This window comes from Pseudoalteromonas sp. Z1A6 (genome assembly GCF_011378745.1).
Classification (GTDB): domain Bacteria; phylum Pseudomonadota; class Gammaproteobacteria; order Enterobacterales; family Alteromonadaceae; genus Pseudoalteromonas; species Pseudoalteromonas arctica.
Genome location: NZ_WTKW01000102.1, coordinates 1 through 12,718, shown reverse-complemented (window position 1 = coordinate 12,718; position 12,718 = coordinate 1). Strand labels below are relative to the sequence as shown.

Genomic DNA, 12,718 nt, shown 5'->3' with positions numbered 1-12,718 from the left:
CTGTAGGCGCGGCTTTATGCCGCGCTTGTTTAAATTAGCTTAAAAGCGTGAGGTAAACTCACGCCTACGGTTTAATAGCGATGCTTAGATGTATTCATGAGCAGGGGTTTAAATTTATGTGTAGGCGCGGCTTTATGCCGCGATTGTTTAAATTAGCTCAAAAAGCGCGAGGTAAACTCACGCCTACTATCCCTTATTTTTTATGCTGTAGTTCCCACATACGAGCGTATTCTCCGGCGAGTGCAAGTAAATCATCGTGCTTACCTTGCTCAATAATTTGTCCGGCTTTCAGCACAATAATGGTGTCTGCATCGGTAATAGTAGAAAGGCGATGAGCAATAACAATACTAGTATGGTTACTGGCCACTTCACGCATTGCTGCGAGTATTGCTTGCTCAGAATGAGAGTCGAGAGCAGAAGTTGCTTCATCAAAAATTAAAATAGGGGACTTTTTCAAAATAGCGCGCGCAATAGCAATACGCTGTTTTTCGCCGCCGGATACTTTTAAACCGCGCTCGCCAACCAGCGTTTTATCGCCTTTATCAAGAGTTGCTATAAAGTTTTTTAAATGCGCCATAGCAATGGCTTCATCAATTTCTGCATCGCTTGCTGATGGCCTACCGTAAGCGATATTTTCACGAATAGTCGTGTTAAACAGCACGGTATCTTGCGGGACTATTGCAATGGCTTTTCGTAAACTATTAAGTGTTACTGAATTTATGGCTTGATTATCAATACTAATTTCACCACCGCTTACATCATAAAAACGATAAAGAAGTCGGGCTAATGAGCTTTTACCAGCACCACTGGCACCAACAATGGCTACTTTGCTGCCAGCTTTAACACTAAAGCTAAGGTTATTAAGAATAGGGCGATGCGCATCGTAACTAAAACTTACATTTTTAAATGTTATTTCACCTTGGCTAATATTGAGTTCTTTTGCATTAAGTGCATCGGTTATTTGTGGTTTTTTGTTAAGTAGCCCAAGCATATTTTCAAGATCGGTTAGCGCGCGTCTTATTTCGCGGTACACAAAACCTAAAAAGTTAAGCGGTAAAAATAGCTGAATCATATACGCGTTAATCATCACAAGTTCACCAATAGAGAGCGCACCTGCAACTACTTCGGTTGAGCCCAACCACATTAACGCGGTAATAGCACAAGCAATAATAAGCGCTTGGCCTGAATTGAGCGCGAGCAACGACATTCTATTTTTTAAACGGGCTTTTTCCCAGTTTGCTAAAAAGGTGTCGTATGTTTTTGCTTCAAACTGCTCATTATTAAAATATTTTACAGTTTCATAATTAAGTAGGCTGTCTATGGCGCGGGTATTACTTTGATTGTCGGCAGCATTTGCTTCTCTAATAAAGCGGTTTCGCCACTGAGTAACCACCACAGTAAAAGTAATATAAATAGCGACGGCCAGTAATGTAATAAGCGCAAACCAAACAGAAAACAACGTGCCAAAAATAATCGCAACGGTCAGTATTTCAAACAAAGTAGGCACAATGTTAAACATTAAAAAACGCATTAAAAAACTTAACCCGCTAGTACCGCGTTCTATATCGCGGCTAATACCGCCAGTTTGCCTGTCTAAATGAAAAGCCAGCTCAAGCGAGTGCAAATGCTTAAATACTTTTAAACCAATATCACGCATGGCGTGCTCGGTTACGCGCGAAAATACAGCATCTCTTATTTCACCTAAAAACACGCTAGCAAAACGCAGCGCGCCGTACATCAATAACAATAAAGCGGGAATAACTAGCAGTGGGTTAATCGACTTATCAACCGAGTCTATTATTTCTTTAAGTGCCCAAGGCATTAAAAGCGTGGCACCTTTTGCGCCTATAAGCGCCATAAGTGCAATAAAAACACGGCCTTTAAATTTTGTAAGGTAGGGCCACAGTGTTTTTACACTTTGGCGTAAATTCATGGCGTCTGGTCGTTTTTCACTGCTTTGTCTGGGGCGCATTAAAAGTCTCAGTAAAATTAAAATAGATAGTAAATAACTAAAGGCTATTGTATTTCAAATACTAGCCCTTATATACTACGCATCCCTTATTTTAGTTTTAAAACGTGAATGTTTAAATTTAGAGTGTTTTTAACTGCCTTTTTGCTACTTGCTGCACTTTTTAGTGTGCAAAGCAATGCTATGGACGCCTCACAAAATTTAAATATTAATGTAAGTACGCAGGTTTCGCTTACTGATATTACCGATCTAACTAAAATACAGCCTATTACTAAGTCTGTAGATACTACGCAGCATAAAAAAACGCATCAAACCGATTTTGACGCGCACCAACCAAGGTTAACTGCCAATAATTCATCATTGTTTTTGCACACTGTTCAAAGTGAGTCTGAATACGATGTTGTTTTTGAATTTTTTGCTCAAAACCTTGTTAGGCATATATTTTTAAAACCACGCGCTGTTAACCCTATACAACCTTGGTACACGTTTGTTACTAATAGTAAAAAGTCGCGTTTGAGTGGCTGGAAAGACGTTAACTTACTCTACACTGCTGTCACTACCTACCACGCTTAATTTTCCTTATTTAATTTTATTTAGGTTTTAACTTTTAAAGTTTTAGCCTGCAGATTAATTGTGCTTTTAAAAAGTACGTTATCAGCTAATGGCTGATAGTAAGGATTAAACATGTTAAGTTTTAAAAAAGATAAAAAGCCGTCTACGGCTAAGTTCAAATTAAGCTATATAGCCATGCTAATAGTATTGGTATTATTAGCTATTAGCGCATTACCAAACCTATATCCAAATAAATCGTGGTTGCACATCAGTACTGCTCCGCACAGCGAAACACAATCTTTACCGAGCACTAAAACCCTAGTTACCTTTTTAAATAACCAAGGGCTTGAGGTTGAGCAGGGCGTAGATAAACAGTCAACTATTAATGTACTTTTAAACGAGCCAACTAAAAGCGCTCAGGCGCAAGCGGCTATAAAAGCGCAATACCCAAACACGCAAGTAAAAATTGTTGAGCATGCAACCAGCCCTACATGGTTACAAGATTTTGGTTTATCGCCAATAAAGCTGGGCCTTGATTTAAATGGCGGTGTGCTATTTGTACTAGACGTAGATTTAGATAAAGCCGTTGATGAGCAATTAGTCAGTGCGTATCAACAAGCTAAATCAATTATTATTAAGCAAAAAGCACATGGTATAAAAGCGCAGCAAACTCAGCACGGGTTTGAAATAAACGCATTGCCTAATGCAACCGACAAGTTAACCCCTGTTATTGAAGAGCTACAAAGCCGCTTTGCTAATTTAGCCGTTGTAACAAGCAATAACGGCAGCGTTAAAACCGCCAAATTTAGTTATTCAGAGCAAGGCCGCAGTGCGTTTGATAAAGAAGTAATGGGGCAAACCCTTACAACTCTTCGTTCACGTATTGAAGAGTTAGGTATTACCGAAGCGGTAACACAGCAACAAGGCAAACATCGCATTCGTATAGAGCTACCAGGTGTGCAAGATCCAACCGAAGCAAAACGTATTATTGGTGCAACTGCATCGCTTGGTTTTTATCAATTAAAAGAAATAGGCGGACAAACATTTAATATGCAATCGGGCGGTACGATTGAGCTTGACCCTGTGCCAATTTTTACAGGAGACCATATTAATAATGCAAACATAGGCCGCGACGATTGGGGTAAACCACTGGTACAGCTAAGCCTAGACGGCCAAGGCGGGGATGCAATGTCGGCGTTTTCAAAAGCCAATATTGGTAAGCCAATGGCGACGGTTTACTCTGAGTACTCTCAAAATGCTAAAGGCGAAGTAGTTAAAAAAAGCGAAGTTATTAATGTTGCCAATATTGCTCAGCATTTAAGTTCGCGTTTTAGTATTACCAATATGAAAAGCCAACAAGCTGCAGCCGACCTAGCATTGTTATTACGTGCAGGCTCGCTTACCGCGCCCGTTACAATTGTGCACGAACAAACAATAGGGCCAAGCCTTGGCAGCGAAAACATTAGTAATGGCTTAGCCGCGCTTATGCTAGGCATGGGTATTACGCTTGCATTTATGGCGATTTGGTATCGCCGTTTAGGCCTTATTGCAAACGTGGCACTTATATTAAATTTAACGTCGCTTGTGGGCTTAATGTCATTATTACCAGGGGTTGTGTTAACGCTGCCGGGTATTGCAGGCCTAGTACTAACCATAGGTATGGCGGTAGACACTAACGTAATAATATTTGAACGCATTAAAGAAGAACGCCGCCAAGGCCGTGCACCGTATCAGGCTATTCAAGAGGGTTATAAACAAGCCGCAAATACAATATTTGATGCCAATATAACTACCATGATCACTGCACTTATTTTATACGGCATAGGCTATGGGCCAGTTAAAGGTTTTGCCATTACACTCGCATTGGGGCTTTTAACATCTGTATTTACAGGTGTGTACGTATCAAAAATATTAAGCCAAACGTTGTATTTAAAAATGGGTAAAAAAGCAGGAGTAAAAGCACATGCTTAACACTTTTTTGAAAGGTGAAAAGGGCACACGTTTACGTTTTATGGGCATGCTTTTAAGCGCCATCTTAGTGCTACTATCAGTATTTACACTTACGCAAAAAGGTCTAAATTTTGGCTTAGATTTTACAGGCGGTTATTTAACTGAGTTTACAACCAGCCAAAGTGTTGAACTAAAAGAGCTTCAATCGTTTATTGCTAAAAATCACAACGGTGAGTTTGAGCTAACTGCGCAAGGTAATAGTCATTTTCAATTAAGAGAAGCGCCAAGTGCATCAACTACATCAACAACAGCTAATAGCCTTGATTGGCAAAGCGCTGTTACACAAAACGATTATATAAACGCACAGGTTTTATCGTCGGCCTATATTGGCTCGCAAGTGGGCGATGAGTTATTTGATCAAGGCTGTTTAGCAATGTTTGCTGCAATGATTGCAGTAATGATCTACCTTGCAGTACGTTTTGAATGGCGATTAGCCGTTGGCTCTGTGGTAGCGCTAGTGCACGATTTAATACTCGTACTTGGATTATTTTCACTATTACAAATTGAATTTAACCTAACCGTACTGGCAAGTTTACTGGCTATTATTGGTTACTCACTTAACGACTCAATAATAGTAGGGGATAGAGTACGCGAGCTTTTACGTGTTCAATCAAACAATGTACTTAGCCCAGCGACTATTATTAATAATGCGATTAAAAGTACGCTAACACGCACTTTAATAACGTCGGGTACCACACTTGCAACGGTTGCCAGCGTTTGGCTACTTGCAGGCGCACCACTGCAAGGCTTTGCTATTGCATTATTTACCGGCATTGTAGTGGGTACGTTCTCGTCTATTTGTATAGCGGCAACCTTGCCGGAACTATTGGGTTTAAGCGCTAAAAACTACGAAGTTAAAGTAGATGCTCACACGCAAACATTATTAGATATGCCATAAGGTTTTTAATAAAGCACAAGCAAAGAGCCGTACCAACCAATCAATGGCTCTTTGCTAGTTTAATGCTTATTAAAACCTCGCAAGTATTCCAACCTAACTTGCGGGGTTTAAAACAATGGTTTTAAGCCCCGCAAAAATGTTAAACTAACTGCCTTATTTTTTACAGCCTGTATTGTATTAATCCCCATGAATAAAACCCACGTTATTGAACATCTTCGTTTTGCACTAGAAGCGCAGCTTACAACAGCAAAAGTAGCGGCAAAAACTGCGCACGACACCGCCACACATGAAGAAAATATAGCCGAAAATAAATACGATACTCTAGGGCTCGAAGCCGCTTATTTAGCACAAGGCCAAGCCCAGCGCGTAAACGATTGCTATAAAAGCATAGAATTGTTTGAGCCTGCATTTAACGAAAAACCAACCGACAAAATAGCTATCGGTTCGCTGGTGTGTTTAGAAGATGATAACGCAGCCCAAAAATGGTTTTATTTAGGCCCTGCAGCTGGTGGTTTAACAGTAAACGTTAAACAGCACGCAATTGCTGTTGTAACACCCGGCGCACCAATGGGTAAGCAGTTACTAAATAAACAGATTGATGATGAAATTACGTTAACAATTGCAGGTAAAGCCCACGAATATGTGGTGGTAGAGATTTTATAAAGCTTTGGTTTTTAAGAGAAGCGTTTGCTGGCAGAGCCATACCAACGTAATAATCGCTTATTTATATTCATAAATTAATTGTCGGATGGTATGGCTCCGCCATTTATCCAACCTACAGCTATGTTTTTATAGCGTAACGTGGTGTTTATTTCAATTTCTACAAAGGCATATTATGAGAAGTACCTAATAGTTTAAAAATGAGCAGGGTTGACGTTAGGTGCTCCCTTTTTAATTGATTTTAGTGGTTATACAGCCTCGTTAGTTGTATTTCCCAAGTTGGCTACTCGGTGCTACTATAGTGATACATTTGTTTGGGGATTATTATGAGAGTAGAACTAGTAACAACATTGAAGCGTCAAGCAACGAAGATATTATCTGAACTTCATTCCTCTAAAGAACCTGTGTTGATAACTGAACATGGACAACCATCTGCATACTTAGTAGATGTTGATGATTATGAATTTATGCAAAAGCGTATGCAAATTCTTGAGTCTCTTGCAAAAGGAGAGCAGGCAATAAGTCGTGGTGAAACTATGTCGAATGTTGAAGCTAAAGATAAAATGAATAAATGGCTGAAATAATTTGGACTAATCCAGCTTTGGATGATCTTAACGATATCGCTGAATATATCGCATTAAGCAATTTGCAGTCAGCGAAAAAATTGGTTTCCAAAATATTTGAAAAAGTTGAACGTCTCGAACTCTTTCCTGAATCAGGTAAAAAACCAATTGAGTTAGCTAACCTAAATTATCTTGAACTGGTCGTGAATCCTTGTCGTATATTTTACAAAAAAGATAACGATAAAGTATATATTTTGCACGTAATGAGACAAGAGCGAGACTTACGAAAATTTTTGTTGTTAACGCAATATACAGCTAACAAGTAGGTAATCCCTGAGTGAAATTAGTATGACCCCCATACTAATTATTATAAAAAGCAATTATTAAAAAGCCATCCAAACATCTATCAAAATTCCAACTTAACCAATATAAGAACTAAATTATGGTTTGTTTATTAAAAAAATTGCTACACACGTTCCTTGAGTGTTTAATATACCGTACATAAATAATATGGAGGTTGAAATATGAGACATAACAATTGGTCTTGCTCTAAGTGTAATAATAACGAATTTGATACCGGTGAAATAAGAGTTTCGGGTGGCTTTTGGTCAAGAATTTTTGATGTTCAAAATAAAAAGTATACCGCTGTGACATGCAGTCGATGTAGTTTTACTGAATTTTATAAAAGTTCATCATCAACACTTGGTAACGTATTTGATTTCTTTACTGGGTAATCAAAGCTTAAAAAGCACTTTAACTGAAATGTAAACTGATCGTTCAAGAGATACCTCCTCATTAAGGTGAGGAGGTTAAATGCTTAAATATACCTAAGCGATAATTTGCCTTATTAAATGTAGGTGGACCTTTAGATATACACCAACTAATAGCAGTTAAACAAAATCTATTACACGCACTAATAATAAGCCTCAATAACAGACAATAAGGCTTGGATGAATTTATTTTTATGATTTTTCATCTAACATCCTATATTTTAAATATCCAATTTTAGGTAGCTTTTTTCACAAACTTTGCTGTTACCATCATTTCGCCAATGCCTTCTACTTTACAATCAAGTTCGTGATCTTTTTTATTAAGCACTCTTCTAACTACCGCTTTGGTGCCAATTTTAATTACTTGCGAGCTGCCTTTAATTTTTAAATCTTTGGCTACTGTCACTTTGTCGCCATCATTTAGCACAGTGCCGTTGGCATCTTTAACTAAAATAGCGTCTTCATCGTTTGTATTATTTGGGTTCCACTCATGAGCGCACTCAGGGCAAACAAGCAGCTGTTGGTCTTCGTAAATATATTCACATTGGCACTTTGGGCAAGCTGGCAGCGACATTTTTAACTCTCATAAAGTATTGTTTCGCGTATTTTAATCTGCGTTATTAGTTAATCAATATTTTTTATCTTCACGCTAAAAATATCTCGTTTGTGCGTTTTTAAAAAAGGGCATATAAAGCACATGTCGCTTAAGCAATTTAAGCGCTAACTCGTACAGTAGGTACCTGTTAAAGCACCCATCGTATTAAGTGATTCGCGCAATGCCCACTTAGTACGATGGGTGTTTCTATTTATAATGCTTAGTAATGTTACTTAAGCATGCTTTTTATATTTTGACTTAACTAGGAAAAGTCGTGTTTAAAACCTTAATTGTGGTTGATAACAACGAGCAAACGCTTGCTCAATCGTTCGAAAATGTAATTACGTTTAATACCTACTTACGTGATTACCCAAAACAAAATGAACCCAAAACACGCATTATTAATCTGTGCGACTCAAGCCAATACTTGAGCAAAGGTTACTACTGCTCGTTACTTGCTGAGGCGCGCAAGCACCAAGTTTTGCCAAGTGTAAAAACAATAAACGCACTTCGTAGTGGCCAAGCCCCTATGTTAAATGTGGGCCAAATAGACGGCACACTTTACTTTGGTAATGCACTAAACGATTTACAATCAAAAGCGGCAAAGTCGGTATTTAAACAATACCCAGCGCCTATTTTATTTGTTGATGAGCAAGGCTTATTACAACAAGGGTCGTTATCGTCTTTAAATGAGCAGCAGTACAGCGACTTTGTTGCCAAGCTAGATAACTTTACTAAAACACAATGGCGTATTGGCTCAGTGCAACGTCGTTTTAGATGGGATATGGCAATACTTGTTGATCATAACGAAAAAGTACCGCCGAGCGATAAAGACGCCATTGCACGTTTTATTAAAGCCGCCGCTAAACACGGTATTAATGCACAAGCCCTAAGCTTTGACGAAATTGACAATATTGCTCAGTTTGATGCGTTATTTATTCGCCAAACTACAGCGATTGACCACCCAACGTATCGCCTTGCAAGCAAAGCGCAAAGCCTTGGTTTAGTGGTTATTGACGATGCTGAGTCTATTTTACGTTGTTGTAATAAAGTGTATTTACACGATGCATTTAATTATCAAAAAGTGCCAAGTTTAAAAACGGTTGTAGTAGCTGATCAGTCAAGTGAAACACTTGCGCAATTAGAAGATGCGTTTACGTATCCGCTTGTTTTAAAAATGCCTGAAGGGTCTTTCTCAAAAGGTGTGTTTAAAGTTTCAAACCGTGATGAGCTTGCCGCTAAGCTTACAGAGCTGTTTGAATTTAGCGCATTAGTGCTTGCACAAGAGTACATGTATACCGAATACGATTGGCGAGTGGGTGTGTTAAATGGCCGTGCAATTTATGCATGCCGCTATTTAATGGCGCGTAACCATTGGCAAATTTATAACCACGACGCTAAACGGTTTTTCTCTGGTGGCTTTGAAACATTACCAACCTTTGAGTTACCAAAAGCGGTGTTAGATGCAGCATTAAAAGCATGTAAAACAGTGGGTAGGGGTTTATATGGCGTAGATGTTAAAGAGCATCAAGGCAAAGCATACGTGCTTGAAGTAAACGACAACCCAAGTATTGATCACAAAGTAGAAGACGGCTATTTAGGCGATGAGCTATACATGATCATTATGGATGAGTTTAAACAACGCTTAGAAGCACGAGGCCGTGGATAATAACATGAGCAACCTTGTTATTCGAAAGGCGCTTAGCAGTGATTTAACTGCACTGATTGACGTTGAAAACGCTTGCTTTAATAACGATAAATTAAGCCCGCGTAGTTTAAAGCGCTGGCTTAGTGCAAAACATGGTATTTTGCTCGTTGCAGAAAATGGCGAGAAAATATGCGGCTATGGGTTAGTGTGGTGCCATAAAGGCACGCGTTTAGCGCGTTTATATTCGCTTGCTGTAAAACCCACAATGCAAGGTAAGGGGATTGCAAAAGCACTGCTTACTAACCTTGAAAAAGAAACGTGTGAGCGGGCTCGTATTTACCTGCGCTTAGAGGTAGCTGTAAATAACGACAGTGCGATAGGGCTTTATAAAAGCTTAGGCTACAGAGTGTTTGGTCAATACAGCGATTATTACGACGACCACAGTGACGCACTACGAATGCAAAAAAACATTCGACAAACGAGTGAGTTAAATGTGGCGCGTTTAACGCCGTGGTATCAGCAAACTACCGAGTTTACGTGCGGACCTGCTGCGCTATTAATGGCAATGGGTGCACTTGAGCCAACTACAGAGCTTACTCAATCACATGAGTTAGCACTTTGGCGTGAAGGTACCACTATTTTTATGACATCGGGTCATGGTGGTTGCCATCCGTTTGGTTTGGCACTTGCCGCTAATAAGCGGGGTTTTAAAAGCGAGGTAATGGTTAATACCACAGAGCCTTTGTTTTTAGATGGCGTACGTAACGAGAACAAAAAAGTGGTGTTAGCTACCGTGCACCAGCAATTTGTAGATGGTATAGCGCAAGCAAATATACCGCTTACGTATAAAGATGTAGAGCTTGAACATATTGAGCAGTGGTTAAGTAAAGGCTTTAGTGTGCTGTTATTAATTAGTACATACAGCTTTGATGGTAAAAAATCGCCACATTGGGTGTGTGTTACGCACCTTGATGAGCATTGTGTGTATGTTCATGATCCGTTTTGCGAAACTGATAACGACAAGCAACTCGCAATAGATTGCCAATATGTGCCTATTGCACGAAGTGATTTTAGTAAAATGTCAGCATTTGGTAGCCAACGTTTACGAACGGCGGTGGCTATCGCTAATAAAATATAGGTTAACAGTGACTTTTTTAGATTTAATTGATGTAGCCCCGTATTCGTGGGCGGCAATTGGTACTGCGGCTTTTTGCGGTGCCATTATTGGAATAGAGCGCCAGTTGCGCGGCAAGCCTGTTGGTATTCGTACCTCAGCGTTAATAACGCTGGGTACGTATTTGTTTTTATCCACTGCGTTTAATTTACAAGGGGATGTAATAGATCATTCTCGTGTAGTTGGGCAAATAATTACAGGTATTGGCTTTTTAGGTGCAGGCGTTATGCTCGCAAAAGATGGTGCAGTGGTTGGAGTTACATCAGCTGCAACCATTTGGGTGCTAGCATCAATAGGCGTTATGATAGCGACCGAAAACCTTGGCGCTGCAATAAAACTTTCGGTGCTGGTGGTCGGTATTTTATACGGTGTAGACGTACTCGAGGCTAAATTTAAAAGCTTAAGCAAAGGCGTACACACTAAAGTAAAAAACTATCAAAAGCGCTACTATCGAAAGGATTTTAACGAGTCAGAACGCCACTAAAAGTGGCGTTTTTGCTTAAACGAATTTATTTGTTTACATGAACTCTGTATTAATGAGAAACTAATTTTTTAATGGATTAAAGGTATTAAGAATGCAAGGAAGATGTATAGATGTTTTTCCAGTTCCCGAAGATAGAAAATATTGGGTCGTTAGGGCTGGAGTAGGGGCTCATTTTTTCCCTCATTTCGTTCAAAATAATCTTGTAGCAATTGGCCATGCTGATATGCTCAATTTATCTACCTTAAAGGACACTAGCTTCCTCTCCATTGAACAAAAATCAAAAATAATTTCATCACATCAGAAATTTCTTCTTGAAAAAGGGGAATCAAAAAGTCAGGTAGGTAATAAAAACGCTCAGATAAAACGGTTTATCACGGATATCAAAAAGAATGATATTGTTATTAGTGTAAATGATAAACGTATCATAGCTGGCGTTATTAAGTCTGATTGTTATTTTAGTGACCAATCAATAGAATTAACAGATCTAGTGAAAGTAAAAGATGTAAAGACTTGCGATTTTTCTTTGAGATACGATGTCCACTGGGGTAGAAGCCAAAGTAGAGATAATATTCCTTACCCTTTAGAAAGAAGTTTAAAAAATACTGGTGCTGTCTTTGGAGTAAACAAAAGTGAGCATATCCAAGCTTTAAACCATTGGCTTTTCCCAATCCATTTAGTTAATGATGAAGTTAGGTGTTCAGTTAATATTGCTTCAGAAAAAGCTTTAGGAAATAATGAAGTTGCTAATTTATCAATCACTTATCGACAGTTAGAATTACTTTCTTCTTTTTTAAGGACATGCGAGGGAGAAAATGATGCGTCCTTAGATAATTTTCATAATTTCTTAAATGATAATGCAAGTACTTTCAACTATGAACTGACAGTTCAACATGCGTTTATGTCTCCTGGTGTAGAGTATCTTCAGTTAAATACAAATGATTTTATAAAAAACATTTATTTTGCAGCTGTCTTCGCTGCATTATTTAATACGCAGATAGCTGTTGCTGATGAGATTAAAGCTGACATGACAGTCCCCAGTAATCAAATAGCTAAATTAGTGGAAGCAGTAAAAATAGAAACGCAATTTAGTAATAGTAAAAGCGAACTAAATTTGAAGATAAAAAAAGCAGATAAGGCGTTACTGGAACTAGATGATGGTTTTGGCGAGGCTACACCTTCTAATAAGCTGATTTTATAATTAATAACCTAATTATTTACTTAAAATATAACTATAAAATGTTTATATTATGAACATCTAGGGCTGCAAGTGAACTTTTTTGATGCATTTAAAAAACCATGGCGAGATAACTGGGCAGAGACTCTTCAATTTATTGTTGTAGCTGTTGGTTTAGTTGTTTCTGGTTTCTGGGCTTATCATACGTTTGATACACTTTT

General features: G+C 38.7%; 13 protein-coding genes. 11 read left to right on the top strand and 2 right to left on the bottom strand.

Annotation, left to right across the window (positions count from 1 at the left end; all coding sequences use genetic code 11):
• Positions 1-193: 193 nt before the first annotated feature.
• Positions 194-1,972 carry an ABC transporter ATP-binding protein/permease gene (locus GQR46_RS08570; protein ID WP_165740709.1) on the bottom strand — a complete coding sequence of 593 codons (1,779 nt, stop codon included), beginning with the start codon at positions 1,970-1,972 and terminating at the stop codon, positions 194-196.
• A 108-nt stretch (positions 1,973-2,080) separates the two neighbouring features.
• Between GQR46_RS08570 and GQR46_RS08565 the strand changes: the two genes are divergently transcribed.
• The 7 genes from GQR46_RS08565 to GQR46_RS08535 all read left to right on the top strand — a co-directional run bounded on the left by GQR46_RS08565 (position 2,081) and on the right by GQR46_RS08535 (position 7,386).
• A complete protein-coding gene (locus tag GQR46_RS08565; protein ID WP_165740708.1) occupies positions 2,081-2,542 on the top strand; it encodes a hypothetical protein in 462 nt (153 codons plus the stop codon).
• Between the two features lie 111 nt (positions 2,543-2,653).
• Positions 2,654-4,492 (top strand): protein translocase subunit SecD, encoded by a 1,839-nt coding sequence (gene secD, locus GQR46_RS08560; RefSeq protein WP_165740707.1) that lies wholly within the window; start codon positions 2,654-2,656, stop codon positions 4,490-4,492.
• Entirely contained in the window at positions 4,485-5,429 is a 945-nt protein-coding gene (gene secF, locus GQR46_RS08555) for a protein translocase subunit SecF (protein ID WP_165740706.1), read from the top strand. Before secD ends, secF begins: the two co-directional genes overlap by 8 nt.
• Positions 5,430-5,615: 186 nt before the next feature.
• Positions 5,616-6,092 (top strand): GreA/GreB family elongation factor, encoded by a 477-nt coding sequence (locus GQR46_RS08550; RefSeq protein WP_007582643.1) that lies wholly within the window; start codon positions 5,616-5,618, stop codon positions 6,090-6,092.
• 323 nt (positions 6,093-6,415) lie between these two features.
• The gene (locus GQR46_RS08545; protein ID WP_010555056.1) at positions 6,416-6,673 is read left to right on the top strand and encodes a type II toxin-antitoxin system Phd/YefM family antitoxin; all 258 of its coding nucleotides are present in this window, start codon (positions 6,416-6,418) and stop codon (positions 6,671-6,673) included.
• Entirely contained in the window at positions 6,661-6,978 is a 318-nt protein-coding gene (locus GQR46_RS08540) for a type II toxin-antitoxin system RelE/ParE family toxin (protein ID WP_024592928.1), read from the top strand. Before GQR46_RS08545 ends, GQR46_RS08540 begins: the two co-directional genes overlap by 13 nt.
• Positions 6,979-7,176: 198 nt before the next feature.
• Positions 7,177-7,386: a zinc ribbon domain-containing protein gene (locus tag GQR46_RS08535; protein WP_076916369.1), complete on the top strand. Its 210-nt coding sequence runs from the start codon at positions 7,177-7,179 to the stop codon at positions 7,384-7,386.
• Between the two features lie 271 nt (positions 7,387-7,657).
• Here the strand turns inward: GQR46_RS08535 and GQR46_RS08530 are convergent, their stop codons facing one another.
• Positions 7,658-7,996 carry a zinc ribbon domain-containing protein YjdM gene (locus GQR46_RS08530; RefSeq protein ID WP_165740705.1) on the bottom strand — a complete coding sequence of 113 codons (339 nt, stop codon included), beginning with the start codon at positions 7,994-7,996 and terminating at the stop codon, positions 7,658-7,660.
• 295 nt (positions 7,997-8,291) lie between these two features.
• On the opposite strand from GQR46_RS08530, the gene GQR46_RS08525 reads away from it, so the two are divergent.
• The 4 genes from GQR46_RS08525 to GQR46_RS08510 all read left to right on the top strand — a co-directional run bounded on the left by GQR46_RS08525 (position 8,292) and on the right by GQR46_RS08510 (position 12,521).
• Positions 8,292-9,686 carry a RimK family protein gene (locus tag GQR46_RS08525; RefSeq protein WP_165740704.1) on the top strand — a complete coding sequence of 465 codons (1,395 nt, stop codon included), beginning with the start codon at positions 8,292-8,294 and terminating at the stop codon, positions 9,684-9,686.
• A 4-nt stretch (positions 9,687-9,690) separates the two neighbouring features.
• Complete coding sequence (locus GQR46_RS08520; protein ID WP_165727431.1) at positions 9,691-10,803, top strand: GNAT family N-acetyltransferase/peptidase C39 family protein; 1,113 nt, start codon at positions 9,691-9,693, stop codon at positions 10,801-10,803.
• Positions 10,804-10,810: 7 nt separating this feature from the next.
• Positions 10,811-11,323: an MgtC/SapB family protein gene (locus GQR46_RS08515; RefSeq protein ID WP_165740703.1), complete on the top strand. Its 513-nt coding sequence runs from the start codon at positions 10,811-10,813 to the stop codon at positions 11,321-11,323.
• Between the two features lie 91 nt (positions 11,324-11,414).
• Positions 11,415-12,521 (top strand): hypothetical protein, encoded by a 1,107-nt coding sequence (locus GQR46_RS08510; RefSeq protein ID WP_165740702.1) that lies wholly within the window; start codon positions 11,415-11,417, stop codon positions 12,519-12,521.
• The last annotated feature ends 197 nt before the right edge of the window (positions 12,522-12,718 follow it).

Bases quoted from the DNA above. Each gene is read 5' to 3' on its own strand.
- GQR46_RS08545 (WP_010555056.1), top strand. From the start codon at position 6,416: ATGAGAGTAGAACTAGTAACAACATTGAAGCGTCAAGCAACGAAGATA.
- GQR46_RS08535 (WP_076916369.1), top strand. From the start codon at position 7,177: ATGAGACATAACAATTGGTCTTGCTCTAAGTGTAATAATAACGAATTT.
- GQR46_RS08510 (WP_165740702.1), top strand. From the start codon at position 11,415: ATGCAAGGAAGATGTATAGATGTTTTTCCAGTTCCCGAAGATAGAAAA.
- GQR46_RS08540 (WP_024592928.1), top strand. From the start codon at position 6,661: ATGGCTGAAATAATTTGGACTAATCCAGCTTTGGATGATCTTAACGAT.
- GQR46_RS08570 (WP_165740709.1), bottom strand. From the start codon at position 1,972: ATGCGCCCCAGACAAAGCAGTGAAAAACGACCAGACGCCATGAATTTA.
- secF (WP_165740706.1), top strand. From the start codon at position 4,485: ATGCTTAACACTTTTTTGAAAGGTGAAAAGGGCACACGTTTACGTTTT.
- GQR46_RS08530 (WP_165740705.1), bottom strand. From the start codon at position 7,996: ATGTCGCTGCCAGCTTGCCCAAAGTGCCAATGTGAATATATTTACGAA.
- GQR46_RS08565 (WP_165740708.1), top strand. From the start codon at position 2,081: ATGTTTAAATTTAGAGTGTTTTTAACTGCCTTTTTGCTACTTGCTGCA.
- GQR46_RS08550 (WP_007582643.1), top strand. From the start codon at position 5,616: ATGAATAAAACCCACGTTATTGAACATCTTCGTTTTGCACTAGAAGCG.
- GQR46_RS08520 (WP_165727431.1), top strand. From the start codon at position 9,691: ATGAGCAACCTTGTTATTCGAAAGGCGCTTAGCAGTGATTTAACTGCA.
- secD (WP_165740707.1), top strand. From the start codon at position 2,654: ATGTTAAGTTTTAAAAAAGATAAAAAGCCGTCTACGGCTAAGTTCAAA.